Here is a 25,377-nt window from a genome sequence, read left to right as displayed (position 1 = left end):
TCGATAATCACATTTAAAATGTGTAAGTTTGCAGCAAGAAATATTTAACCTTTAAACCCAAAATTATGATAAAAGAGTATATAAAGGAAAATCAGGACCGAATACTTGAAGAGCTGTTCAGTCTGATTCGTATACCCAGTGTGAGTGCTCAGCCCGACAAACACGGTGCCGACATGGTGAGATGTGCCGAGCGTTGGAAAGAATTGCTGCTGATGGCAGGTGTCGATAGGGCAGAAGTGATGCCGACAGATGGCAATCCTGTGGTTTACGGAGAGAAGATTGTAGACCCTGCAGCCCGCACTGTGCTCATCTACGGACACTACGACGTGATGCCGGCAGAGCCTTTTGAACTTTGGAAAACCGAACCTTTCGAACCCGTCATCAAGGACGGACGCCTGTGGGGACGCGGTGCCGACGACGACAAAGGGCAGTCGTTTATTCAGGCAAAGGCTTTTGAATATATCGTAAAACATAACCTGCTGAAGCACAATATAAAGTTCATACTCGAAGGAGAAGAAGAAATAGGCTCGCCAAGTCTGGGTGCTTTCTGCGAGAAACATAAGGACTTGCTGAAGTGCGATGTCATTCTTGTATCCGATACCAGCATGATTGCCAAGGACATACCATCGCTAACGGTAGGTCTGCGCGGTCTGGCTTACTGGCAAATCGAAGTTACTGGACCCAACCACGACCTGCATTCGGGGCACTTCGGGGGTGCAGTGGCAAACCCAATCAACGTGCTTTGCAAACTGATAACCGATGTTACCGACAAGGACGGGCGCATTCAGTTCCCCGGTTTCTACGACGACGTGGAAGAAGTGTCGCCCGAAGAACGTGCCATGGTGGCACAAATACCTTTCGACGAGACAGCTTACAAGAAGTCGTTGGACGTTGATGAGCTTTTTGGAGAGAAAGGTTACAACACAATAGAGCACACGGGGTTCCGCCCAAGCTTCGATGTCTGCGGCATCTGGGGCGGCTATCAGGGCGAAGGAGCCAAGACCGTAATCCCCTCAAAGGCGTATGCGAAGCTCTCATGCCGCCTTGTCCCGCATCAGGATCACAAGAAAATAGGGCAGATGGTGGTAGACTACTTCCAGCGAGTAGCACCCAAAACCGTGAAAGTAAAGGTAGAATCGTTGCACGGCGGACAAGGTTATGTGTGCCCAATCGACCTCCCGGCCTACAAAGCAGCCGAGCGCGGGTTCGAAAAAGCATTCGGTAAGCGTCCCATTGCGGCACGTCGTGGCGGCAGCATACCTATCATTGCAACCTTCGAAGAGATACTTGGCGTGAAGACAGTGCTTATGGGTTTCGGCTTGGAATCGAACCTTATACACTCTCCGAACGAGAATATCCAGCTCGACATGTACTGGAAATCGATCGAAGCCGTTATCAATTTCCACCTGGAATACGACAAGTTGTAAGTGCCGTACAGGCTGTTTTGTAACAGCATCGGTACACCATAATAACAAAAAACGACCACGAAGGCTTTCCCTTTGTGGTCGTTTTGTGTCTAAAACCAGAACAATAAAAAGATGGCGACAGCATGGAAGGGTAGTGGGAGAGACTCCATAACGCAACTATCTTGCCATCAGTGTATTATAAAACTATCTGTTGACGGTTTCAAAACAGGCTCTTTTGCACGACGAAAAGCTCCGTCTTACTCCTCGTTTTTATTTTGTTCGGCAAGGAAAAGCTCCGCGCGTTCCAAATCTTCGGGAGTGTCTATGCCCACGGTTTCCACGTCAGTAAGTCCTACTTTTATCTTAAATCCATTCTGCAACCAGCGCAGCTGCTCCAAACCTTCGGCGAGTTCGAGCGATGATTGTGGCAACTTTGTTATCTTGTCTAAAACATCTGTCCGATAAGCATATAGCCCGATGTGTTTAAGAAAAGAATAAGCACTTAGCCATTCGCTTTCCTCCTTACCTCGGATATAGGGCGCAAGGGCACGTGTAAAGTACATGGCATAGTTGCGATTATCGAGAATAATCTTCGGTGAATTGGGGTTTTTTGCCTCTTCAATGGTGGCAAACGGCTTTCCAAGAGTTGCTATCTGTGTGCCAACATCATTGAAACAAGCCATGACGGTCTCTATCTGACTTTTCTGTATAAAGGGTTCGTCGCCCTGAATGTTTACCACCACATCGAAGTTTCCGCCTATTTCTTCCAACGCTTCAGCCACGCGGTCGGTGCCACTCTGGTGGTCGGAATTCGTCATGATGGCTTTTGCCCCCAACGAAGTTACTGTATTGTAAATTCGTTTGTCGTCTGTGGCAATATAAACATCGTTGAGAACGGTGCTGACTTGCTCCATAACGCGTTGTATAACATACTTTCCGCCTAACACTGCAAGCGGTTTGCCCGGGAAACGAGACGATGCATAGCGGGCAGGAATAATACCAATTGCTTTCATTTTCTATTTATTTTGTTTTTGTCTTTATATATTTGTACTGCACGAAAGCGGCAGCGTCATTGTATCATATCTCTTTCTCTGACAGCCCATTGCTATATTTGGTAATACCAAAACATAAAGCGGCGCATGAGGGAATTGGAGAAACGGAACCAACGATAGGCACTTACGGGCTTTCCGCCGAAGCTTAGAATGAAGTCGCGATACTTGCTGCGCGAGAACGGAAGTCCGAGATTAAGAATGTGGATATGGTCTTGCTTGCGTCTGTGCGCCTCTTTGATGGCATACCAGACGGTAAGGGTGTGGGGGTGATAGAGTATGTAACGTTTCTCCATTGCCGCATCGAACCACAGCATGGAGTCTCTTCCAGAGTCCACAACCACGCTTCCGCCCACCATTCTGCCCTTGTATAGCGTAACATAAACATGTCCGAAGGCACTGTTTCCAATCTGTTGGAACAGTTCTTCGTGGGGTATGTAGCGCTGTTTGCGCAGTATATAGTATCGCTTAATGAGGCGATAGAGTTGGTGAATTTCAGCTTTATCCATGGCGCTACGCGTCTCAAAACCGTTTTCCAAGGCTCTCTTTATACGCTGGAGCACCTTTTCCGATGCCCGTTCTTCGGGTGCACGGCTGTGCAAGGAATGGTGGACCTGAATCCACGGAATGGGTACGAAACCATGTTTGCGCAGTGTTCGGTAGCCAAACATCTTCTTTGAGATGTCGCTAAGCTCTATGTGGTAACACCGATGGCGCAACAAATGGTGCACAAGCGCATCTATCATGGCATCGAAAAGTTTGCCTTTCTCTGTGTTGTCGATGCCGTCTTGGTAGCAACCTTCGCTGTAAACACGTGCTCTTCGGGTGAAATTAATGCCAAGAATGCGTCGTTTCACACGAATTTGAGCAAGGATTTGCCCGATGGTTTCGCCGTTTTCGTCAGTTGCCACCACCATGCACGGCTTCAGTCGAGGGGTCTGTTCCAACATGCAGAACAGGTCGCGACTGTGGAAAAAAGTGCCTTTGCAAAGCTCGGGCAGGTCTTTACTGCGTGTTATGATACTGGTTTTAACTTCCATATGGCAAACAAAGTGCTACCGAATGTGCACAGATGGGTGTGCAAACACTATTTGCAAATGTAACGAATGTTTTGTAAAAAAGAGAAGAAAGTATTGTTTTTCTTTTCAAATTTATTAATTTTGTGCCTATTATGAAGATAGCATTGATAGGTGCAGGCAATCTTGCCACCGTTCTGGGGCATGCCCTTTGCAACGCACGACACGACATTGTGCAGGTTTACAGCCATACAATGACGGCAGCAAACCTATTGGCTGAGAAGCTGAATGCCGCGCCGACAGACAGCTTGGACACGATAACGAACGATGCCGACCTCTATATCATAGCGGTGAGAGACAGTGTGCTCGATGCAGTTATAGGCAGATTGTGTCCCAATCGCACCGAGAAGCTGTTTGTTCATACCGCAGGTTCAGTGCCGATTGACGTCTTTCGTGGTCGGGCAAGGCATTTTGGCGTGTTCTATCCCATGCAGACGTTCTCCAAGACACGCATTGTGGACTTCCGAAACATTCCGGTTTTCATAGAAGCGGATAGTCCTGCGACAATTAAAAGCATCACCGAAGTGGCGCAATCCGTCAGCAACAACGTTCGCGAACTGTGCTCTTCCGACCGCCGTTACCTGCATTTGGCTGCCGTATGGGCATGCAATTATACCAATTTCTGCTACGATATGGCAGCCGAAGTGCTGCAAAAGGTGGGTCTTCCTTTCGATATAATGTTGCCACTGACCGATGAAACGGCTAAAAAAGTGCACGAACTGTTGCCCCACGAGGCACAGACAGGACCTGCCATTCGCTACGATGAAAACATTATCGCGGCACAAATGCAGCTTATGAACGACAATCCAAGGGCGCAACAGCTCTACCAACTGATGGCGCAGAGCATTCACGAAAGAAGTAAGAAATAAGTATATAGAAAGTATTTAATTATCTGTTGTAATACAATGATAGACTACGAGTTAAATAAAATAAAAGCTATCGTATTCGATGTGGACGGTGTTCTGTCGTCAAGCACGGTTGCCATGGACAGCGAGGGCTACCCCGTAAGAACGCTGAACATTAAGGACGGCTATGCCATTCAGCTGGCTGTGAAGCTTGGAATCAAGGTTGCGATTATGACAGGGGGGCGCAACGAGGAGATACGGAAGCGGTATGCCAACCTCGGAGTGCACGATGTGTTTCTTAATTGTGCTGTAAAGCTGAACACATGGGACGCTTATCTGAAGACGAACAACCTGCAAGCAGAAGACGTTATCTATGTTGGCGACGACATTCCCGACTACGAAATCATGCAAAGAGCGGGCTGTCCGTGCTGCCCCAAAGACGCTTGTGCCGACATTAAAGCCATTTCCACCTACATAAGCGACTACGATGGTGGCATGGGAGTGGCACGCGACGTTATCGAACAGGTGTTGCGTGCACAGGGAAAATGGCTGAAAAGTGCCAAAGCCTTTGGGTGGTAAGAGTGCCTTGGTGGACTTCTTACAAAGGCACACCGAAGTTTTTCGGCAAGAATTGCAGACCTTTAAAACGATAATATGTATATGAAAACAGCGTTGAAAAACAATTTTGAGAAAACGCTATTGGTGCTTTTGCCCATCGTAATGTGCATGTATGCCCGCCAGACCTATGCGCAAATGGTGAATATGACACCTTACGATTCGCCCGTTCCCGACAGTTTGCGCCTCGCTCCCGACGGAAGAATGACCAAAGAACAAGCTATTTACGATCTCAATGCCTTGGTTTATACCGTCAGTGAAGTACATCCGAACATGTATGCGGTGTGCAATCAGGGCGAGTTCATGAGCCGTGTGAACGCAATAGAGCAGGAAATGCCCGACACTCTTACGCGTGCCACCTTATATAAATATGTTGCGCCACTGTTAGCACTGCTCGGCGACGGACACACACACGTGGTTCCACCTTACAACGACATACTTACAAAGACCGTTTTGCGCCTTCCTGTACAGGTAGATGTGGACAACCAGAGTGGCAAAATAACTGCTTGCTACTCGATATTTGGCATTCCTAAGGGGGCAGAAATTACCGAAATAAACGGTGTTTCAAGTTCCGACATCGTTGCAAACCTGCTCCAATACGTGTCGGGAGAGCGTCATTTCTTTCGTTTAATGATACTAAAGAATTACTTTAGTTATCTTTTCCAACTTTGCTATCCTGCCGATAAGTATGCCATCAAGTATGTATGGAAAGACAAAATAAAGGAAACAACGCTGAAAGGGGCAACCTTCGACGAGATAAGAGCCGAGAAAAAGAAAGCCGAAAAGGCTGCAGGGAAAACACCTGAGGTAAAGAAACAGGCACCGAAACATTTCGAATACCAACTCTTGGAGGGTGATCGGGTGGCACTGATGTCGTTCAACGACTGCACAGACAGTGCAGGAATGACTGCCTTTCTGGACTCGATGATAACCGAAATAAACGCCAAGAAGGTGCAGAACCTTATCATAGACGTGCGCAAAAATGGCGGTGGCGATTCTCGTATAGGCGATTTGATATTCGAACGCATAAGCAAAGTGCCCTTCCAACAGTTCGGAAAAGCCTTTATGCGCATAACTCCAACAACGCAACGCCTGTTAAAAAACGCTTACGGAAATGAGTTTCTCTCGCCAACAGGACTGTACTTGGAAAACGAAGATAGCTTGAATGTGCCGCTAAACGACAAGACTCGCTGCTACAACGGCAAGGTTTGGCTGTTAACAAGCAACTACACGTTCTCTTCAGCCGCTTCTTTTTCGTGGACATTCAAATACTTCAATATGGGCAAAGTCGTTGGCGAGGAAACCGGCGGCATGAATGTTTGCTTCGGAGATGTGCTCGAATACCGTCTGCCCATATCGCAATTGTATTGCTATATGTCGTATAAGCGGTTCTGGCAATACGGCGCTGACGAGACAGACATACACGGCACGATACCCGACATTGCGGTTTCTGCCGACAAAGCATTGGAAACGACATTGCAATTGATACGAAACGAGAAATAAAGAAGATATGAGTTACAAGGATTATCACATTATATTGGCGAGCAATTCGCCCAGAAGAAGGGAGCTGTTGCGCGGTCTCGACATAGCATTCGACGTGCGCGTGCAGCCCGACATAGCCGAAACATATCCCGAAACGACCGCACCTGCAGACGTTGCCGGCTATATCAGCCGCGAAAAGGCTGATGCCTACAAGGACACCATTGCGGAAAACGAACTCGTTATTACGGCAGACACGGTGGTAATCGTGGAAAACGAAATATTGGGGAAGCCCCACGACGATGCCGAAGCAAAGCAAATGCTGCGCAAGATAAGCGGACGGAAGCACCAAGTGGTTACTGCCGTGTGCCTTACGACGACGGAAAAGCAGCGTTGTTTCTCGGTTTCTACCGACGTAACCTTCAAAAATCTGAAGGAAGAAGAGATAGATTACTACATAGAAACCTATCGTCCATTAGACAAGGCAGGCGCATACGGCATTCAAGAGTGGATTGGCTACATCGGTGTAACGGCACTCGAAGGCAGCTATTTCAACGTAATGGGACTGCCCGTACAGCGCATTTGGGAAGAACTGAACGCCTTTTAGTGTACAAAAACAACGGTTTCAACGGAACAAAACAGGGGCTTTTACAAAGTAAAACAATGGGTTTTACAACGCAAAACAATGGGTTTTGCAAGATAAAACAATGGGTTTTGCAAAACAGAACAAGGGTTCCAGCGAAAGACAACAATTATAAAGATTAAGAAAAATGGCTCTGATAAAAGCAGCAAGAGGAAAAAGTCCACAGTGGGGAGAGCGTTGCTACTTCGCCGAAAATGCCACTTTGGCAGGTAATATAACGATGGGCAACGACTGCTCGGTATGGTTCGGTGCAGTGATACGTGCCGACGTAGATGCCATTGTGATGGGCAACGAGGTGAACGTGCAGGATTTGGCATGCATTCACCAGACTGAGGGGAAGCCCGTAGTTATTGAAGATGGTGCCAGCATTGGCCATTCGGCTGTTGTGCACGGTGCTACTATCCACCGAAATGCCCTCGTCGGCATGAACGCCACGGTGCTCGACAATGCCGAAGTGGGCGAAAACTCAGTGGTGGCAGCGGGCGCAGTGGTGCTGCAAGGTACGATAATCCCTCCTAACGAGATATGGGGTGGCATTCCGGCACGACGTATTAAGGCTGCAGTACCAGGACAATCGCGTTTGTTTGCCGACCATTATCTGTACATAAAGAAGTGGTACGAAGATGAGGAATAGTGGGTTTGAACGAGAAATACTACTTTTTCATCGTCCCCGCAACCCGACTAATGCGGTGCATAATGCCTTTAAAACTCTGTACACGATGGCATTATGCACGCATCAAACCAACTCTATACCAAACAGAAAACACTTGTGATTTGTACTTTAGCCCCTTCTTTTTACCAATGAAAACAGCAGAAACCAGCATCAATAAATATTTTTTTACAGCTCGATGTCACAAAAAAGCCATTCGTTCGTTTACCTCTTGAAGAGCAATGGAAATAGAAGAATTTAGCCAAATAGCAATAAACCTGCGTAGCCGACTGCTGAAAGTGGCTGCAACACTGGAGGGAGGAGATGCCGAAGCCGAAGATTTCGTGCAGGAAACCTATCTCCGTATGTGGGCAATGCGACAGAAATTGGACACGCATACCAACCTTGAGGCATTGGCTATAAAGATAATTAAGGGTGTAGCTATAGACCATTGGCGACACAGAAAGATGGAATGTGCAGAGAGCAATCGACCCAAAGAGCTTGCAGCAGAACAGGAATGGACAGACGGAAAGGACGACATGGAGCTGATACAGCATATTGTAGACCATCTGCCGCCCCTGCAACAGCAGGTATTCCGGCTGAAAGAGATAGACGGATACGAGAACGAAGAGATTGCAAAAATATGCAATTGCAAGCCGGAAGCACTACGACAGAACCTGTCGAGAGCCCGAAGGCACATTCAAAAGGAGTTTATAAGACTGACAACAGGGAGGATAAAGAAATGCAGATAGACGACATTGACAGCCTAATAAGCAAATATACGGACGGCGAAACAACGGTTGCAGAAGAACAGCAACTGCGAAACTTCTTTGCACAAGACCCGCTATTGCTGCCCGACGAGCTGAAACCATTCTGTGCTTTGTTCCGTTGGGAACAGCAAGAACGTTGCAAACAAACTGCAAAACAATCGGTTTCATCGACAGAAACAGACGTATTGAAGAAACAGAAGCGCCTGCCTAACTGGATAGTTGCAGCTGTTTCGGCTGTCGCAGCAGTGGTTATTACCATGTTCGTTGTGCGCCATAATGTAACTAAAACAGGCGATTATGCCATTATAAACGGTGAATGTACCACCAACAAAAACATGGTTCAGCACGAAGCAGAGGCGGCTCTCAACATGGTTTCTGCCAACGAAAGCGAAGATTTTCAGGCACTTTCACAAATAGGAGGAACTACCAATGAAGAATAAAACAATGAGAATAGCTTTTATGCTATGCCTGTTTGTTGCTCTGCTACCAGCACGAGCGCAGAGCGATTTGCAGACAGGCATAGTGTTCGAACGCTTCGGAAAAGCCAAGAACTGCAAGATGGTGGTGCTCAACGATGCTGTTCTCAGGGGCTACAAGCTAAAGGTTTACAAGGCATTGACCTATAAAAAGATTGGTGCAAGTATAGCCCCATATCTGAATATTGATAGAAAAAAAGCACGCAAAATACGCGAAATAGTAGACAACGGTAAGGTTACCAGTGGCTATTACATGCTTCCACCATTGCCTTCGGGGCTTAACAGGTATATACTTTTCAGTAATTCACCGAACAATAGTGGTGCCGTTATCTATATAGAAGGTACGCTCGGTCCTGACGATATTATGAAATTGTGCTACGCCAAGCACTGAAACGGGACAAGCAATCATCGTAATATAAACGCAAAAAAGATAGAATTATGAAACACTTGCTATTTTTCTTAACGCTCGTTATAGCTGTTCCGGCAATGGCTACAGAAGAAAACGACACAACAATCTACTACAACAACAAACAAATTGTGGTGAGTACAGACAGTATTGCAACCCATGTGGCTGTATTCAACAAGGACGGCAGCGCACTTGTCAAGAGCCAGGAGACCAGCTATATAGACGGTCAGGAGGTGGAACGCTTCTTTATTTCTTCACCGTTCGTGCCTATCCGAAAGAGAAATAACCACACTTTTTATGGTAACATTCCCGATTTCTACATTGGTGTAAACCTGCTGAATGGCGGAGAAGCTATGCATAGCAAAGACGTAAAATCGTTGGAATGGGGAATTACACACTTCCAAATAGGCGTGGGGCTCAACCCTTCTAACTCTCTCGGCTTAGTCTTTGCTTTCCAAACGGGGTTTGTTCACAACCATTTCCAAACCAATTATATGCTGACAGATGTGGACGGTAAACCAACGATAGCAAGGAATACGGCAGAGAATGTGCGCACAAGTTTTATAAAATACTACTACTTCAGGGCTCCGATTATGATAGAATGGAAAAAACAGATGGATAAGAAGAAAGTGTATTTTGGGCTGGGTTGTTCGGTGGATATTAAGGGAGAGATACGCAGTAAGTATCGTATTAAGAGCAAACGATATACTGTCAGTCGCAACTTAGACACCAATCCGATAGGATTGAACCTTGAGGCTTACTTCGGCTTTAACTCCTTTTCGGTTTACGCACACTACAGTCTTACAAAGCTGATGAATAGCGGCTTGGCTTGCCACCCGATTGGTATAGGCGTTGGTTTCGAGCTTTAAACCATGCAAAAACAGCTTAGGAACTCCATGAGAACTAAGGAACTCAGGTGTAAAAGCTCTCACTTTTAACAATAAAAAAGGCTTAGGAACTCCAAGAAAACGGGGAGTTTCTAAGCCTAAAAGCATATAGCTTGTGCAATAAAAAGGCTTAGATCTCCTAAGAAAAATAGGAAATTTAAGCCTAAAAGCTTTTACATTAAGTGCTGAAATCAGTACCGCTTTATGGCTCTATCCATTTCCCTGCGGTCTTCTTTCTCCTTTAACGTCTGCCGTTTGTCGTATTCTTTCTTGCCACGGCACAGGGCAATGTCCACCTTTGCACGCCCGTGCTGGTCTATGAACACCAATATGGGTACGATGGTGTAGCCCGGCGACTTGGCATCTTCTGCCAAACGGCGTATCTCCCGCTTGTTTAATAGCAGCTTGCGCTTGCGTCTTGCCTCGTGATTGGCAAACGAACCGTAGAAGTAAGGCGCTATATTCATGCCTTCCAACCATATTTCGCCCTTGTTAATGAAGCAGTATGTGTCTACCAAAGAAGCCTTACCGGCACGTATAGACTTGATTTCTGTACCCGTGAGCACTATTCCTGCCGTGTAAGTATCTACAAAATAATATTCGAAAGAAGCCTTTTTGTTGCGTATCTGCACTGGCGACTTCTTGCGAATTTCTTGTTCTTCCTTATTCATTTTCTATCGTAGCAAAGTTGTTAATGTGGTCGTCAATGTATGCAGCCACCATTTTTGTCCATTCTTCTTCGTTCAAAACAAAGTCGTCGTCGGCTTCGTCGAACTCCGGCATCTGTTCGTAGAGTGCCATAAAGTCGTCGTCCGACATTTCCTTTTCTATCTGTTCGTGATACTTGTCGTATGCTTTCCTGGTGCGACGGAGGTGCGAATACAAATTAGTTAAGCCCCAATCGCGCATTGCAACACCGAAAGGATTCTTGAAAATGAATGCCCCATAGCCGTTATAAATAAGCTGGACGTAGCCTCCATTCATTACTTCACCGTGCAAATAGCTCCACCCCAACAGTGTAATCTGGTCGGAATTGAGCTCTTGCATGTTCTCTTCGGTGAGCGTTCCGCCTATTGCTGCATTGATGGCATCGATGAACACTTCTACGAAAGCGTCCTCTCCTTCGGCTGCAGCCGTGCGAAGTGCAGCATCGTTTACCTTGACTTCTATCATTGTGTTATGGTTTTCGGTTCTCGTTTTATAGTCCTCAATCTTTTATTTCCTCTACCGTTGTGTTCGGAATGTCGTGCTCTCGTATCATCTGGTCGAGGCTTTTAAAGGTGTAGGCAGCCTTGTCTTTCACGTAAGTAGTGTTGAAACGCTGGCGCAAGTCCATTAGTTTCTGCATGGCAAGCGGATAAAGCTCTGCCGTTATGCGCTCTGCCATGCTCTTGGCATTGGGTTGTGTGAAGTCGAAATACTGTATAAGCATTTGCTGAAACTGTCTTCGCTGCATCTCGTTCATCTGTTCCAGCTGCGCGTCCATCTTGTTCTTGGCTCGGAATATCTGGAATACCAGCTCGTCGGGCTCGCCTCCACGCTGCCCATGGTCGTACTTTTTCTCGTAATCGAAGTAGCAATCGCAGAACCCTTTGTCGGCTAACTCCTTCAATTCCTGCTTTGCCGGCTCGAGCACACGGCGGCAAAAGTCGGAGAATTTCTTGTAATTGTTCTCTAAACGGAGCATCTTCCTGAACTCCAGAGTCTTTATAACGGTACGCCCTTTGTCTACCCACGACTCGATGAACATATATATACGCTGCGTATATCGGTTCTTGCAGGCGAACACTATCTGCTTTCCAAGACGATGGTAACCGAAGTCCAACGATACGAGACGTTCGGCAACGCTTCGGTCGAGCTTCAATATTGCATACTTGTTGTACGACCTGTCTTCTGGAATATACACGTCGCAAAGGTTCGTTGCCTTTGTATATTTGCGCCCTTCGCTCGTCTTGTAAGGTATTTCAACGGGGATAGCAGCCAGCATTTTCAGCGATGTCCGCAACTGCGGATAATGGTTTGGGTCTACGCCAAGTTCCTTGAAGGGTAGCTTTATGGGCATTCTTCCGTCTTCGTCCAATTCTTTTGTCTTGAAAAGGTCTAACTGCGGACTGCGTTTATTGTTCAGAATGCCATGCAAAATGGACTGCAAGCTCTCTACAATAGATACAAGTATGCGCACTTGAATGAGCGAATAGTCGTGCCGCATCATCGTTACTGCAATGGGTTGAAGCAGCCACGTCTCTTCTTCAATGGGAATCAGCTCGTCCGAAATGCCTCGTTTTACGGGTGCTTTCTGGGCTTTTGCTCCCTTTTTGGGCTTCGAAACCGTGGTCGCAGGCTTCGTCGTTGCAGTCTTTTTGGTTGTTACCATACCTTATTATATAATGTGTGGGGAAATCTAAATTGTATTTTCGCCAAGTGTACAGCTATATTTTGATTGCAAAGATAACAAAACTTTTTGATAAAAGCGACTATTGGCGACAAAAACTAAAAAAACTTTCGCACTTGCAAAAAACCGATGTTGGAATGCAATTATTTATCCGAGTATGTGCAATATGTTACCCGTTGAACAATATTCTTGGCGAAAAAAGAGCAATACACTAAGAAAATTGGTGCAATTCAAGATGATTAACATTCTTTAAAGGAATATATTTGCAATGTTGGAAATATCCGTTTAACTTTGCAAAGTGTTTTTCATGGTATTAGATTATTAAGGTTTTGAAGATTGGTTGTCGTGAGACAGTCAATCTTTTTTTATGTTTATCCGTTCCATTCTGAATATTATTGCAACACACTGTGAATGCTACTGCGATACATTTTACATTCCTTCGTTCTTCTTCCGCTGCTCGGCTTCTGCGGCATACGCCTTCATTACTTCGGGTCTAACCACTCCGAAGTAGTTGTATTTGCATGCCATATCGTACACATCGGGGTGCTGCATAATCATGGAAGAGGTGGTTGAAGACTTGTCCCAATAAGCTGTTGCTGTGAGCGAAGGTATATATTTGGCATAACGCTTGCGCATTTTGTGTTCCGAATTGGCAAAATAGCAAAGCATTTTTGCCTTATGTACAACGCTATAGTGCATATCTTTAAAGTCGTCTTCGTTGTCTAATACGTCAAAAAGCAGTCTGCCAAAATACTTCCAATACGTGTATGTATCTGTGCCTGTGGTGTTTTGCTCTATCAATTCTATCAGCTGACGATGGGCAACCAACTTGCCTTGCGGTGTTCTTTCGAATATTAGATGATAGAACAACACTGGATTAACGTCTTGTGTGGTAAAATACCACTGGTTAAGTGGGGCACTTCCATAATAGTTATAGGTTGAAAACAAATCGCACAGAATATTGTTTCCATCGTAAGGGTCGCCCATTCCATCATAGTCGTCCTCGTGTCCGCTATAGGTTGCCTGCGTCAAGAACTTGAAAGCTGCTGTATCGTTGTACATGACAAAGTTGTTCAGGGCAAGTATTTGCTGAAATATTTTCGGGCGCAACACTATTTTGTTTGTTCTAACGTCCATCAAATCGTCTAACAACCAGTTGTAGGTTATAATACCTTTACCACACAAGGCATAATACGTACTGGCAAAATTGTAATCAGCTTCTCCTTGTATAGGCAAATAAGGTTTCTGACTTTGCATATTAAGATTTGCACCAAACACTTCTTGTATGCGTTGTGCAAAAAGTTCGTCGGAAGGCTTTTGGTAGCCATGTGTGCGCATATAATATTCCACTAAGGGTATTGTTAGCAGAAAATCTTCGCGCGTTGGCTCGTATCTTGGTTCCGATTGGTCGTCGCGAAAGTCGCCTCCTTTCCATGCAACTTTCTGAAGTTCTATATGTTTCAGCAGTTTGTTCCAGTTAATTCCCATTGCTTCCAGCTGTTCGCGCGTGAGCAAACGCTTGTAGACGGGGCGTGATGCCATTTCCTGCTGATGGGCATCGACCGTTGTTTTCGTGGTCTGTGCATTGCATTGCAGCGACATTGTTGCCACAACAAGCATTAACAGGGTTGTTTGAAATCTTTTCATTGTACCATTTGGATTATTTACCACATCGCTCACGCATCGGTATGTGCATACCATACATTGGGCGTTATGCTGCAAGGGCAACGCCATGGCAGTATCGTTTCAGCATCGGTAAACCTGCATTGCGTGCCATGGCAAAGTTACGTCTTTTTGTCTTTACTGCCAAACCGATGGGTCGAATATTGTCAAAGTCTCACAATTAAATCCCATTTGCTTCGTTTTCCGCTTTGTTGATATATAAAAAAGCGGTGTTTAAATGGCTGCGTATGAGGCATATTCTGCCGTATTCTTTAACCATTTCATTATCAATGGATTGCAAAAGAGCCTGTTTTGCATGCCAAAACAAGCCCTTTTGCAAGGTAAAACAGGCTCTTTTGGTGTACAGAACAGGCTCTTTTGAAAATCAGCAACCACACATTGGGGTTTTTAATCATTGCAGAACACTCTGTGTTACGACTCCATATAATGGATATCTGTCTGTCTGCTTGTGCATATCCGCAGGCATGTTGAAAGTAGATGGCAGTCAATTCATTGCATCATCGTGTCCATACTGTGGACAATTGGCAACGATGAAACGGTACAACATAGATATTAGGCATGCAATAAAGCAGGCTCAACGGTGTTTTGCTACACACTGCCGGGACACGACGACGCTTTATGAATATGTGCAAGCCCTATAATTCTACTACCGTTATGCCGGCTCCTCCGAACTGAACGTGCTCGTCCCGGGTGTTCCTGACGTTCGGAATGGCATTCAGATACTGCCTTATCATGGTGCGCAGAATGCCGTTCCCCTTTCCATGAAGTATGCGCACTTGGCTCACGCCAACAAGAATGGCGTCGTCAATGAAGTGTTGCACTTGGTTTAAAGCCTCGTCGGTGCGCATTCCCCGCACGTCTATTTCTTGTTTGAACTGGTTGCGATGCTCGTCTATCGTCTCCCGGGTCTGTCGGCTATAGCTGTATGCTGTAAACTGTTTCTGACTTTCTTTCAGCGTGTTTTCATCTACACGTTCAAGCCGCGACAGCGCCATCTTGGTGCGCATTCCGCCAAATATCACCACAGCTTGCTTGTTATCGGTTGTCTCAACCGTCCCAATTGATGTCAATCCCTTGATGCGAACGGTGTCATTTACGCCAATTGGTCGGGCGGCAGCCCGCTTTTCGGCAGCCGCCCTCAGTCCTTCGGCAGCATTCTGCTTGCGTTCTTCCTTCTCATGCAGGTGTCGTTCGTGTCGTTCTTTCCTGTTCTTTATCTTTTCTATGCGTGCCTGCAGTTCCTCGTCGGTCATCAAACCACCTTCGCGCATAGCTTGCTTGTTGTTTGCTTTCGGTGTCTTTGCGTTGTCTTTTCCACCTGAAGATATTGTAGAACCACCGAGCATAGATTGCTCGTAGGCAGCAAGTTCCTGTCGAATACGTTTCGTTGCTTCTTTCTCCGCCTGCTGTTGGCGTATCTCTCTAATGGTGTTTTCAACGCGCTTGTTGGTTTCTCGGATTATCTCCTCCGCCTCTTCTTTCGCCTTCTTTATAATTTCCTTACGACTTTGGCGCAGCTCTTCCAGTTCCTTTTCGTATTTGGCAATGGTTCGTTCCAGTTCCTTTTCGTGGCTGTGCACGGTCTGTCGCTTTGCTTCCCAATAGCGTTTATCTCGAACAATATCCTGTAAATACTTGTCGCTCTGTATGTAATCCGAGCCAACAATGGCAGAAGCATCGCTGATAACTTCTTCGGGAATACCCGTTTTGCGCGCTATTTCTATGGCAAACGAGCTGCCCGGACGACCGATAGCCAACTGAAAGAGCGGTCGCATCTCGTGCCTGTCGTACAACATAGCCCCGTTCACCACTCCTTTGTGGTCTTCTGAGAAGTGCTTAAGGTTCTGATAGTGGGTCGTTATCACCGCCCACGCCTGCTTTTTCCAGAACTGTTTCAGCACAGCTTCGGCGATTGCACCGCCTATCTGCGGCTCCGTTCCCGTTCCGAACTCGTCTATCAAGATGAGCGTGTGGCTGTTTGCCTGCCTCATCATGGCTTTCATGTTCATCAAATGAGATGAATATGTACTTAAATCGTTCTCTATACTCTGCTCATCACCAATGTCTATCATGAGGTTCTGGAACGTTCCTGCGGTGGAACGCTCGCTCACTGGGATTGAAAGACCACACTGAAGCATATACTGAAGCAGTCCGGCGGTTTTCAGACAGACTGACTTTCCGCCGGCATTTGGTCCGGAAATAATAAGCAAATGTTTTTCTTTTGTAAGCTGAATGTCGAGCGGAACGACTGCCAAAGGGGCATCGCTGTTTTCTGCCGTGCGCTGTTTCTTAGCCAACGAAAGCTGCAACAGCGGGTGAATGGCACGAATAAAGTCGATGTACGGCTCTGTTCCGACTTCCGGTTCAATGGCTTTGAACATACGAGCCAGCTCTGCTTTCGCCCTGATAAAGTCGATAAGGGCAAGGAAATGATAGGAATCGAGGATTTCGCGGACGTGCGGACGCACCTGTTTGGCAAACTCTCGGAGTATGCGGATAATCTCTTTGCGTTCCTCATTCTCCAATTCGCGTATCTTGTTGTTGGCTTCCACCACCTCGGCAGGCTCTATGAAGACCGTCTTTCCCGTTGCACTCTCGTCGTGTACAATACCCGAAATCTTGCGTTTCATGCCCGGAGCCACTGGAATAACCAAGCGTCCGTCGCGCATGGTCGGTGTTACGTCGCGGTCTACCACGCCCTCGCTCTGTGCCGAATGCAGGATATGGGTCAGCGTGCGCGATATGCTGCTCTCCACACGAGCCAGTTCTCGGCGGATTTGGAGCAGGTCTGGCGATGCAGAATCGCGCATTTTGCCGAATTTATCGATGATTTGGCTGATGCGTTGCACCAAGACTGGGAACGTTGCCACGCCATCGGAAAGCGCATAAAGGGTAGGGTAGGTGCGTTGTATTTCTCCATTTGGCAACGCTTCGCCCGCACTTAGAAACTTAACAACCGCAATGATGGTCTCCAAAGACCGCTTCAAATCGAAGAGTTCGTCCTCTTCCATGTGCGTGCCTTCAAGGCGAATGCGAGCCACGCTTGCCCGGACATCGAACACGTTGTCGAGTGGAAAGGGTTCTAAACCGTCCTGAATGCGGCGAAACTCGCGCACTTCGGTCAGCCAACAGTTAATCTGTGTCGTGTCGGAAGAGAACTCCATGCAGTCTACCTGCTCGCGTCCGAGCGTGGAAAGACAGCGTTCGTGCAGTAGCGAACGAATTTCGTTGAAACCTATTTTCTGTTCAAAATTGTTGGGATATATCATCTTTGCTTGTAAAATGGTTGTTAAAATGCACCTTTCGTCGGTGTTTTTTGAGAAGCAAAGTTACTATTTTTCTTTTTAAAACATAGCTACGTTCGTTTATTTATTGTGGATTTTGTATCTTTGTAGACAAAAAAGCAGATGGCAATCAATATTATTCTATTAATCTTTAGTGGTGCCTTTGGTGCTGTCATAAGCCCCTTTGTCATGCGCATGGTGTCGAATTTCGTAACCCAGCCAACGCCTCGTGCAGTGTTTTTCGTTAATATATTAAGCTGCTTTATCGTTGGCTTTGCTTCCATTTTCCATTATAGTCAGTCGCTTAATCCCCATACACGGTTAATGTTGGTGATTGGTCTGTGTGCCGGTTTCATAGTCTGTTCAACCTTTTCGCACGGAAATGCGACACTTTGGAAGGGAGGAGCACCTACAGCAACACTCCTTTATCTTCTTGGAAGCATCGTTTTAGGTTCGCTTGCAGTATTGATGGGACAACTGACAGCTACCTTTTTCAACAAATTATAAGCAGCAAATACTGTTTGGAAATGGTCCTTTTAAGCCTTCTTCTGCACAAGAACGAAGTATGAAAAAGAATTAAGAAAAGTTGCAAGTCTATAAAATTATTACTAAATTTGAACCCATATATAAAATAAGGAGGGTGAGTACACCTGAAGTGTCCCACCCAATTTGTTTTCACAACGGAATAATCCTTATTGTGACTTGCTTAAAAAGTTGAGTGCAAATTTAAGCATTTAATAATTAAAAACCAAATTAAAACAAGATAAAATGAAAACAATCCTTGGATTAGACTTAGGACCCAATAGCATTGGTTGGGCTAAAGTAGAAGTAGACGATGAAGGAAACTACTTAAGAAACATTAAGCTTGGCAGTCGTATTATACCTATGACTCAAGATATGCTTGGTGATTTCGACAAAGGAGTAAAGGTGTCTCAAACGGCAATAAGAACGGATTTTCGAGGCAATAGACGTTTAATAGAACGACATTTGTTGCGTCGTGAACGATTGCACAGGGTGCTACACGCATTAAAGTTTCTACCTAAACATTATGAAGATGCCATAGGGTGGGATAGAAACGAACCTGCCACATACGGTAAATTCGTTAATAATAGCGAGCCAAAATTAGCTTGGGAGAGACAAGAAGACGGGTCTATGCGTTTTCTCTTTATGGAATCGTTCAACGAGATGGTGGCAGATTTTGCCCAGAACCAACCATCATTAGTATCTGATGGAAAGAAAATACCGCTTGATTGGACCATTTATTATCTGCGAAAGAAAGCATTGACACGACCAATAAAGAAAGAAGAATTGGCTTGGATTCTGCTTAATTTCAATCAGAAGCGTGGCTATTACCAGTTGAGAGGCGAGGAAGAAGAAGATAATCTAACGAAACGTAAAGAGTATTATAAGTTGAAAGTTGTTGGAGTTGAAGCCGATGGAGCACCAAAAGGTGGGAAAACGTGGTACAATATACACTTAGAAAACGGATGGACAGCTCGTTGTCAGAGTAAGATACCATTAGATGACTGGGTTGGAAAGGTAAAAGAATATATTGTAACCACCGAATATGAGGACGATGGAAAAACGCCCAAATGCGATAAGGAAGGCAAAGTTAAGCGTTCGTTCAAATCTCCTGAAAAAGACGATTGGCAACTTATAAAGACCCGAACGGAGAAATTTATAGACGATTCGAATAAAACTGTAGGTGCATTTATATACGACTATCTTTTAGAAAAGCCGTTCGATAAGATTCGTGGAAAGTATATTCGCACGATAGAACGCAAGTATTATAAGAATGAATTGCGTGAAATTCTGCGCGAACAAACTAAGTATCATGAAGGATTACATAGCTTAGAAGCATTGAAAATATGTGCTGAAGAACTGTATAAGAATAACCAACAGCATCAGGAATACTTGTTGAAGAAAGATATGACATTTCTTCTTCTCAATGATTTGATATTCTATCAACGACCATTAAAAAGCAAGAAATCGTTAATAGCCGATTGTCCGTACGAAGTATATAAGTACGATGATAAGCTGACAGGCAAAAAGGGGCAGAAGAAAATAAAATGTATAGCTAAGTCTAATCCTTATTATCAGGAGTTCAGGTTGTGGCAGTTTATAGCCAATCTTCGCCTTTTCAGCGTAACAGACGGCAAAGAGGTAACAGCAGAATACCTTAAGACGGAAGAAGATTATGTCCGCTTATTTTCTTTTCTGAATGACCGGAAAGATATAAAACAAGAAACATTTTTGAGAAGTTTCCTAAAGCTGAAGAAAGAATCCATAGGTTCAGAGAAGATATATCCCATTCGTTGGAATTACATAGAAGATGCTAATAAAAGCTATCCGTGCAATGCTACTCGACATGAGTTGCTTCTTGCATTCGACAGAGCAGACATACCGCGTGAATTGTTAGATGTGGAAGAGAGAGAATACAGGCTTTGGCATCTGTTATATTCTATAGAAGCGAAAGAAGAAACAGAAAGCGCATTGCGTAAACTGAAAGCAAACAAAGCATTCGGCGACCTTAACATAGATGATGCTTTTGTTAATTCGTTCCTAAAAATAAAGCCTTTTGAAAAGGAGTATGGGGCATATTCTGAAAAAGCAATAAAGAAACTGTTAGCTGTTATGCGTAGAGGCAGTTTATGGAAAGAAGCTGATATTTGTGAGGCAACAAAGCAGAATATTGCCAAAATACTGCAAAACGATATTGATGAGAAGCTAAAAAAGAAAATAGAAGCGGCTGTTTCTTCATTTAATAAACTGTCAGATTTTCAAGGTTTGCCTACATGGCTTGCTTGTTATGTAGTGTATGGTCGGCACTCTGAGGCTGCGCAAATACAATGTTGGCAGTCTCCAGAAGATTTAAAGACTTATATAAACAAGTTTAAACAACACTCGCTTCGTAACCCAATAGTAGAACAATGTTTACTCGAAACACTTCGTACGGTGTACGATATATGGAAAGATGCAGGACAAATAGATGAAATCCATATAGAGTTAGGACGAAACATGAAGAGTACAGCGGAGCAACGAGCACGCAAAACAAAAGATATTCTACGTAATGAGAATACAAATTTGCGTATAAAAAATCTGCTGGTGGAACTGAAGAACGATGATAAGATAGAGAACGTACGTCCTTACTCGCCCTCACAACAGGAAATATTACGTATTTACGAAGAAGGTGCTTTGCAAGAGTTATCGAAAGAAGACGAGATGTTTGAAGATATTTCAAAGATATCGAAGATGGCGCAGCCTTCACCAACGGAACTTTCACGATATAAACTGTGGCTCGAACAGAAATATCGTTCACCTTATACAGGCAGGGTAATTCCTCTTTCGAAGCTGTTTACCACAGCTTATCAAATAGAGCATATCATTCCACAGAGTCGTTATTTCGACGATTCTTTCAATAATAAAGTTATTTGTGAATCGGAAGTAAATAGTTTGAAGGATAATATGTTGGGCTATGAGTTTATTAAGGAATGTGGAGGACGGATAGTACATTGCACATTGTTGGGTGATGTAAAGATTTTTACGAAGGAAGAATATAAAGATTTCGTAACCAAGCACTATATTGATAATACATATAAACGGGATAAACTTCTATTGGAAGATATCCCACAAGAGTTCTCAGCCCGACAACTGAATGACAGCAGATATATAAGTAAGATGGTACAAACCGTGCTGTCCAATATTGTCAGAGCCGAAAACGAACAAGAAGCAACGTCTAAATTCGTTGTGTCGTGCAATGGTGCAATAACCAATAGACTAAAGAAAGACTGGGGACTGAACGATGTTTGGAGTAGCATAGTGTGTCCACGCTTCAAGCGACTCAACGAAATAACAAAAACAAACGCATTCGGTCATTGGGAAGATAAAGCCGGTAAACATGTCTTTCAAACTACTGTTCCATTAGAATTGCAGCGTGGGTTTAGCAAGAAACGCATCGACCACCGGCACCATGCTATGGACGCGCTTGTTATTGCGTGTGCTTCGCGCAATATTGTTAATTATCTGAACAACGAATCGGCAAATAGTCCTGAGAAGCGTGAAGACCTGCGTAAAAAGCTTTGCGATGAGAAACGCAAGATTAGAAAACCATGGAAGACCTTTACGCAAGATGCTCGTGAAGCTTTAAGTGATGTAGTGGTTAGCTTTAAAAATTATGTGCGTGTTATTAATAAAGCTACCAATTACTACGAACATTATAGTTCATCTGGCAATAAAGTTATGATCTCGCAAAAAGGAAATGATATGTGGGCTATCAGGAAACCACTGCACAAAGAATCTGTCTTCGGTCGTGTGAATCTCTGCAGAAAGGTTATTGTCAGCCTAAAAAAGGCTTTAGAGAATATTCCCGCTATTTGCGATAAAACTCTTCGCGACTATATTAATGCTTTGGTTGAGAAGCATTTTAATACACGACAATTGTTAGCACACTTCAAAAGCATTAACTATCGGTTGAACAGGCAATGTGTCGAGAAGGTAGAAGTGTGGCAGTTCAGCGATGAAAAAATAGAGATGGTGGCAAGAAGAAAATCACTCGACACATCGTTCGATGACAAACAAATATCGTCTATTACCGATACTGGTATCCAGAAAATCTTATTAAATTATCTTCAAACGAAAGATGGTAATGCGGAAATAGCCTTCACGCCCGAAGGTATTGAAGAGATGAATAAGAACATCTCTCTATATAATGACGGTAAAGCACACCAGCCGATACTGAAAGTGAGAGTGGCAACACCAAAAGGAATGAAATATCCCGTGGGACAAACAGGCAATAAAGCTACTAAATTTGTAGTAGCAGAAAAGGGAACAAACCTTTATTTTGCCATCTATGAAAATGAATTAGGGGTACGTAGTTACGATACAATTCCATTAAATATTGTGGTAGAGCGACTAAAAGAGGGGCTGAGTCCAGTACCCCAAGCCAATGAAGCTGACATTCCACTTAAGTTTTACTTATCGCCTAACGATTTGGTGTATGTCCCAACTAAGGAAAATGAAGATGAGTTATGTAGAGATAGAATCTACAAATTCGTTGATTCAAGTGGTACAACTGCCAATTTCGTTCCTCACACATCGGCTAATACTATTTATAATGTAGATAAAGAATATGCCGAAAAATGCTGTAATGGTGCTGTTTTTCTGAATGAGTATGGACTTGGTAGCCCACAGTCAAAGAATCAACGTGCCCTAACTGGTGAAATGATTAAAGAAATCTGCTGGAAACTTAAGGTAGATCGCTTGGGGAATATCATCAAAGTTATCAAGTAACGATGTCTCCATATCATACGCTATTATTTTCTTATGTTAGATAGTTATCGTTTCAACGAATATCGTGTCATGTGGATTCTCGTGTTTTTCGACTTACCAACTGAGACTAAGAAAGATAAAAAGGCTTATACTAACTTTCGTCAGTTCTTAGTGAAAGACGGCTTTACTATGTTTCAGTTCTCTATCTATGTGCGTCATTGTGCGAGTATGGAAAATGCCGAAGTCCACATGAAACGTATTCGTGCCCACCTTCCTCGTCATGGAGATGTGGGTATATTGTATATTACCGATAAGCAATTTGCCAATATTCAATTATTTTCTTGTGAGAAACCTAAGCCACCCAATGCACCCGGACAGCAATTAGAACTATTCTAAGTCTTGTCTATATAGAAGTAAAAATCCCACTCTTACCGAGTGGGATTTCCTTTTGTGGTCTCATTTTTATTTTCTTTTAATAACTATACATATATCTGATTATCAAGTATTTATTAATAATCAGTTGTAATTGACACCACAAAGATACAACTTTTTAAGCAAATCACAACATGGGCACACTGACACTTGGCGTGTCGGTGTTGTAATTGACACCACAAAGATACAACTTTTTAAGCAAATCACAACGTTGCCTGGCTCTGCGTGAAACGCTTAAAGTTGTAATTGACACCACAAAGATACAACTTTTTAAGCAAATCACAACCTTCTTGTACTGATGGCAAGCACATGAAGAGTTGTAATTGACACCACAAAGATACAACTTTTTAAGCAAATCACAACAAGTATTCGTATTCTTCAAAGAAAGTGCGTGTTGTAATTGACACCACAAAGATACAACTTTTTAAGCAAATCACAACAATAAGGTTTTGATAGTAACTTCTACAACGTTGTAATTGACACCACAAAGATACAACTTTTTAAGCAAATCACAACAGGGCACGGATGCTTTGCAGCATCTTGAAGGTTGTAATTGACACCACAAAGATACAACTTTTTAAGCAAATCACAACATTTATTTATTTATTAAAAATTTATGTTATGTTGTAATTGACACCACAAAGATACAACTTTTTAAGCAAATCACAACGCTATTCAAATACAGACGGAGAGACGTATCGTTGTAATTGACACCACAAAGATACAACTTTTTAAGCAAATCACAACATCTAATGTTTAATGTTTAACTTGCGCCCCGTTGTAATTGACACCACAAAGATACAACTTTTTAAGCAAATCACAACACCAAAAAGAAAATACAGCTTATCATATAGTTGTAATTGACACCACAAAGATACAACTTTTTAAGCAAATCACAACCAACGCCTGTTGCTTCTGCGTAATTTTTCGGTTGTAATTGACACCACAAAGATACAACTTTTTAAGCAAATCACAACGTAATGCTGTTATGCCTAATCCTACATTTGGTTGTAATTGACACCACAAAGATACAACTTTTTAAGCAAATCACAACTCTTTCCACCTCGAACGATTTATTCAACGGTTGTAATTGACACCACAAAGATACAACTTTTTAAGCAAATCACAACAGGAGGACATCGACAATGTGGTCTTCTCCAGTTGTAATTGACACCACAAAGATACAACTTTTTAAGCAAATCACAACTGGAGAGATGGTTAGTCTCTTCGTTACCTTGTTGTAATTGACACCACAAAGATACAACTTTTTAAGCAAATCACAACAGAGGCAACTGGCGTTATGATAGATAATCAGTTGTAATTGACACCACAAAGATACAACTTTTTAAGCAAATCACAACTAGGTGAAGTAATATCTGGCGGTGCTGGTGGTTGTAATTGACACCACAAAGATACAACTTTTTAAGCAAATCACAACCAGGAGTAACAAATGGTGACAGAATGTTTGGTTGTAATTGACACCACAAAGATACAACTTTTTAAGCAAATCACAACAGGACGCAGCCTCTTAATACTGCTGCCTTTGTTGTAATTGACACCACAAAGATACAACTTTTTAAGCAAATCACAACTCCCCCCATTGTGGGGGATTTTGTTTAATTTGTTGTAATTGACACCACAAAGATACAACTTTTTAAGCAAATCACAACCTACTGTAATGAGTGCCGTCAGTGATGCAAGTTGTAATTGACACCACAAAGATACAACTTTTTAAGCAAATCACAACTAATCAGATAGCTGCACACTATGGATTTAAGTTGTAATTGACACCACAAAGATACAACTTTTTAAGCAAATCACAACCTACTGTAATGAGTGCCGTCAGTGATGCAAGTTGTAATTGACACCACAAAGATACAACTTTTTAAGCAAATCACAACCTTGTACCGATGGTAAGCACATGAAAGGTAGTTGTAATTGACACCACAAAGATACAACTTTTTAAGCAAATCACAACGGTTACCAACGTATTTATAACGACTTTTACGTTGTAATT

Annotated in this window: 19 protein-coding genes, 2 pseudogenes and 1 CRISPR repeat array (1 of these 22 cut by a window edge); of the genes and pseudogenes, 13 read left to right on the top strand and 8 right to left on the bottom strand. The window is 43.7% G+C overall.

The genetic code is table 11. The features are described from left to right. The first annotated feature begins 65 nt into the window (after positions 1–65). Positions 66–1,427 carry a dipeptidase gene (locus RDV52_RS01820; RefSeq protein WP_004367700.1) on the top strand — a complete coding sequence of 454 codons (1,362 nt, stop codon included), beginning with the start codon at positions 66–68 and terminating at the stop codon, positions 1,425–1,427. 236 nt (positions 1,428–1,663) lie between these two features. Here the strand turns inward: RDV52_RS01820 and kdsB are convergent, their stop codons facing one another. Both kdsB and RDV52_RS01810 read right to left on the bottom strand, forming a co-directional pair. Continuing rightward, entirely contained in the window at positions 1,664–2,419 is a 756-nt protein-coding gene (gene kdsB / locus RDV52_RS01815) for a 3-deoxy-manno-octulosonate cytidylyltransferase (protein WP_004367702.1), read from the bottom strand. A 92-nt stretch (positions 2,420–2,511) separates the two neighbouring features. Beyond that, positions 2,512–3,495 carry a GNAT family N-acetyltransferase gene (locus RDV52_RS01810; protein WP_004367703.1) on the bottom strand — a complete coding sequence of 328 codons (984 nt, stop codon included), beginning with the start codon at positions 3,493–3,495 and terminating at the stop codon, positions 2,512–2,514. A 131-nt stretch (positions 3,496–3,626) separates the two neighbouring features. Here RDV52_RS01810 and RDV52_RS01805 point away from each other — a divergent pair, with 131 nt between their 5' ends. From RDV52_RS01805 to RDV52_RS01765, 9 genes are all read left to right on the top strand, one after another. Next, complete coding sequence (locus RDV52_RS01805; protein ID WP_004367705.1) at positions 3,627–4,400, top strand: Rossmann-like and DUF2520 domain-containing protein; 774 nt, start codon at positions 3,627–3,629, stop codon at positions 4,398–4,400. Between the two features lie 36 nt (positions 4,401–4,436). Further along, positions 4,437–4,955 carry a KdsC family phosphatase gene (locus RDV52_RS01800; RefSeq protein WP_004364764.1) on the top strand — a complete coding sequence of 173 codons (519 nt, stop codon included), beginning with the start codon at positions 4,437–4,439 and terminating at the stop codon, positions 4,953–4,955. A gap of 81 nt (positions 4,956–5,036) precedes the next feature. Further along, the gene (locus RDV52_RS01795; protein WP_256593323.1) at positions 5,037–6,494 is read left to right on the top strand and encodes a S41 family peptidase; all 1,458 of its coding nucleotides are present in this window, start codon (positions 5,037–5,039) and stop codon (positions 6,492–6,494) included. A 7-nt stretch (positions 6,495–6,501) separates the two neighbouring features. Then, a complete protein-coding gene (locus RDV52_RS01790; RefSeq protein ID WP_004367707.1) occupies positions 6,502–7,077 on the top strand; it encodes a Maf-like protein in 576 nt (191 codons plus the stop codon). A gap of 163 nt (positions 7,078–7,240) precedes the next feature. Then, a complete protein-coding gene (locus RDV52_RS01785) occupies positions 7,241–7,747 on the top strand; it encodes a gamma carbonic anhydrase family protein (protein WP_004367709.1) in 507 nt (168 codons plus the stop codon). Between the two features lie 257 nt (positions 7,748–8,004). Further along, a complete protein-coding gene (locus RDV52_RS01780) occupies positions 8,005–8,514 on the top strand; it encodes an RNA polymerase sigma factor (RefSeq protein ID WP_004367710.1) in 510 nt (169 codons plus the stop codon). After that, positions 8,505–8,972, top strand: coding sequence for a hypothetical protein (locus tag RDV52_RS01775; RefSeq protein ID WP_004367711.1), 468 nt, complete (start codon positions 8,505–8,507; stop codon positions 8,970–8,972). Before RDV52_RS01780 ends, RDV52_RS01775 begins: the two co-directional genes overlap by 10 nt. Further along, positions 8,962–9,399 carry a hypothetical protein gene (locus tag RDV52_RS01770; protein ID WP_004367712.1) on the top strand — a complete coding sequence of 146 codons (438 nt, stop codon included), beginning with the start codon at positions 8,962–8,964 and terminating at the stop codon, positions 9,397–9,399. Before RDV52_RS01775 ends, RDV52_RS01770 begins: the two co-directional genes overlap by 11 nt. Before the next feature lie 47 nt (positions 9,400–9,446). Then, complete coding sequence (locus tag RDV52_RS01765) at positions 9,447–10,283, top strand: hypothetical protein (RefSeq protein ID WP_004367713.1); 837 nt, start codon at positions 9,447–9,449, stop codon at positions 10,281–10,283. Between the two features lie 209 nt (positions 10,284–10,492). Here RDV52_RS01765 and smpB read toward each other — a convergent pair whose 3' ends face one another. The 6 genes and pseudogenes from smpB to RDV52_RS01740 form a co-directional block, all read right to left on the bottom strand. After that, positions 10,493–10,972: an SsrA-binding protein SmpB gene (gene smpB / locus RDV52_RS01760; protein ID WP_004364756.1), complete on the bottom strand. Its 480-nt coding sequence runs from the start codon at positions 10,970–10,972 to the stop codon at positions 10,493–10,495. Continuing rightward, positions 10,965–11,474 (bottom strand): DMP19 family protein, encoded by a 510-nt coding sequence (locus RDV52_RS01755; protein ID WP_004367714.1) that lies wholly within the window; start codon positions 11,472–11,474, stop codon positions 10,965–10,967. The genes smpB and RDV52_RS01755 overlap by 8 nt, the downstream gene beginning before the upstream one ends. A gap of 34 nt (positions 11,475–11,508) precedes the next feature. Further along, a complete protein-coding gene (locus tag RDV52_RS01750) occupies positions 11,509–12,675 on the bottom strand; it encodes a replication initiation protein (protein ID WP_004364903.1) in 1,167 nt (388 codons plus the stop codon). Between the two features lie 447 nt (positions 12,676–13,122). Beyond that, positions 13,123–14,340 (bottom strand): hypothetical protein, encoded by a 1,218-nt coding sequence (locus RDV52_RS01745; protein ID WP_004367716.1) that lies wholly within the window; start codon positions 14,338–14,340, stop codon positions 13,123–13,125. Between the two features lie 671 nt (positions 14,341–15,011). Next, positions 15,012–15,641: pseudogene (locus RDV52_RS11220) on the bottom strand (Smr/MutS family protein); the annotation flags it as partial. Between the two features lie 86 nt (positions 15,642–15,727). Beyond that, positions 15,728–17,645: pseudogene (locus tag RDV52_RS01740) on the bottom strand (endonuclease MutS2); the annotation flags it as partial. Between the two features lie 138 nt (positions 17,646–17,783). On the opposite strand from RDV52_RS01740, the gene RDV52_RS01735 reads away from it, so the two are divergent. The 3 genes from RDV52_RS01735 (at position 17,784) to cas2 (ending at position 23,324) form a co-directional block, all read left to right on the top strand. Continuing rightward, a complete protein-coding gene (locus RDV52_RS01735) occupies positions 17,784–18,167 on the top strand; it encodes a fluoride efflux transporter FluC (RefSeq protein ID WP_040557249.1) in 384 nt (127 codons plus the stop codon). 261 nt (positions 18,168–18,428) lie between these two features. Beyond that, positions 18,429–22,949 carry a type II CRISPR RNA-guided endonuclease Cas9 gene (cas9, locus tag RDV52_RS01730; RefSeq protein WP_004367721.1) on the top strand — a complete coding sequence of 1,507 codons (4,521 nt, stop codon included), beginning with the start codon at positions 18,429–18,431 and terminating at the stop codon, positions 22,947–22,949. Between the two features lie 33 nt (positions 22,950–22,982). Beyond that, a complete protein-coding gene (gene cas2, locus RDV52_RS01725) occupies positions 22,983–23,324 on the top strand; it encodes a CRISPR-associated endonuclease Cas2 (protein ID WP_004367722.1) in 342 nt (113 codons plus the stop codon). 123 nt (positions 23,325–23,447) lie between these two features. Continuing rightward, a CRISPR array of direct repeats spans positions 23,448–25,377; the repeat unit is 47 nt; unit sequence GTTGTAATTGACACCACAAAGATACAACTTTTTAAGCAAATCACAAC; it runs 3,804 nt beyond the window's last position.

This window comes from Prevotella nigrescens, assembly GCF_031191185.1.
Classification (GTDB): Bacteria; Bacteroidota; Bacteroidia; order Bacteroidales; family Bacteroidaceae; genus Prevotella; species Prevotella nigrescens.
This window is presented reverse-complemented; position numbering and strand designations above follow the sequence as displayed.

What these genes read in the sequence shown, in the direction of transcription:
- kdsB (WP_004367702.1), bottom strand. Translation starts at nt 2,419, where the DNA reads ATGAAAGCAATTGGTATTATTCCTGCCCGCTATGCATCGTCTCGTTTC.
- RDV52_RS01795 (WP_256593323.1), top strand. Translation starts at nt 5,037, where the DNA reads ATGAAAACAGCGTTGAAAAACAATTTTGAGAAAACGCTATTGGTGCTT.
- RDV52_RS01735 (WP_040557249.1), top strand. Translation starts at nt 17,784, where the DNA reads ATGGCAATCAATATTATTCTATTAATCTTTAGTGGTGCCTTTGGTGCT.
- RDV52_RS01785 (WP_004367709.1), top strand. Translation starts at nt 7,241, where the DNA reads ATGGCTCTGATAAAAGCAGCAAGAGGAAAAAGTCCACAGTGGGGAGAG.
- RDV52_RS01750 (WP_004364903.1), bottom strand. Translation starts at nt 12,675, where the DNA reads ATGGTAACAACCAAAAAGACTGCAACGACGAAGCCTGCGACCACGGTT.
- cas9 (WP_004367721.1), top strand. Translation starts at nt 18,429, where the DNA reads ATGAAAACAATCCTTGGATTAGACTTAGGACCCAATAGCATTGGTTGG.
- RDV52_RS01800 (WP_004364764.1), top strand. Translation starts at nt 4,437, where the DNA reads ATGATAGACTACGAGTTAAATAAAATAAAAGCTATCGTATTCGATGTG.
- RDV52_RS01775 (WP_004367711.1), top strand. Translation starts at nt 8,505, where the DNA reads ATGCAGATAGACGACATTGACAGCCTAATAAGCAAATATACGGACGGC.
- RDV52_RS01820 (WP_004367700.1), top strand. Translation starts at nt 66, where the DNA reads ATGATAAAAGAGTATATAAAGGAAAATCAGGACCGAATACTTGAAGAG.
- RDV52_RS01810 (WP_004367703.1), bottom strand. Translation starts at nt 3,495, where the DNA reads ATGGAAGTTAAAACCAGTATCATAACACGCAGTAAAGACCTGCCCGAG.
- cas2 (WP_004367722.1), top strand. Translation starts at nt 22,983, where the DNA reads ATGTTAGATAGTTATCGTTTCAACGAATATCGTGTCATGTGGATTCTC.
- smpB (WP_004364756.1), bottom strand. Translation starts at nt 10,972, where the DNA reads ATGAATAAGGAAGAACAAGAAATTCGCAAGAAGTCGCCAGTGCAGATA.
- RDV52_RS01780 (WP_004367710.1), top strand. Translation starts at nt 8,005, where the DNA reads ATGGAAATAGAAGAATTTAGCCAAATAGCAATAAACCTGCGTAGCCGA.
- RDV52_RS01790 (WP_004367707.1), top strand. Translation starts at nt 6,502, where the DNA reads ATGAGTTACAAGGATTATCACATTATATTGGCGAGCAATTCGCCCAGA.
- RDV52_RS01755 (WP_004367714.1), bottom strand. Translation starts at nt 11,474, where the DNA reads ATGATAGAAGTCAAGGTAAACGATGCTGCACTTCGCACGGCTGCAGCC.
- RDV52_RS01765 (WP_004367713.1), top strand. Translation starts at nt 9,447, where the DNA reads ATGAAACACTTGCTATTTTTCTTAACGCTCGTTATAGCTGTTCCGGCA.
- RDV52_RS01745 (WP_004367716.1), bottom strand. Translation starts at nt 14,340, where the DNA reads ATGAAAAGATTTCAAACAACCCTGTTAATGCTTGTTGTGGCAACAATG.
- RDV52_RS01770 (WP_004367712.1), top strand. Translation starts at nt 8,962, where the DNA reads ATGAAGAATAAAACAATGAGAATAGCTTTTATGCTATGCCTGTTTGTT.
- RDV52_RS01805 (WP_004367705.1), top strand. Translation starts at nt 3,627, where the DNA reads ATGAAGATAGCATTGATAGGTGCAGGCAATCTTGCCACCGTTCTGGGG.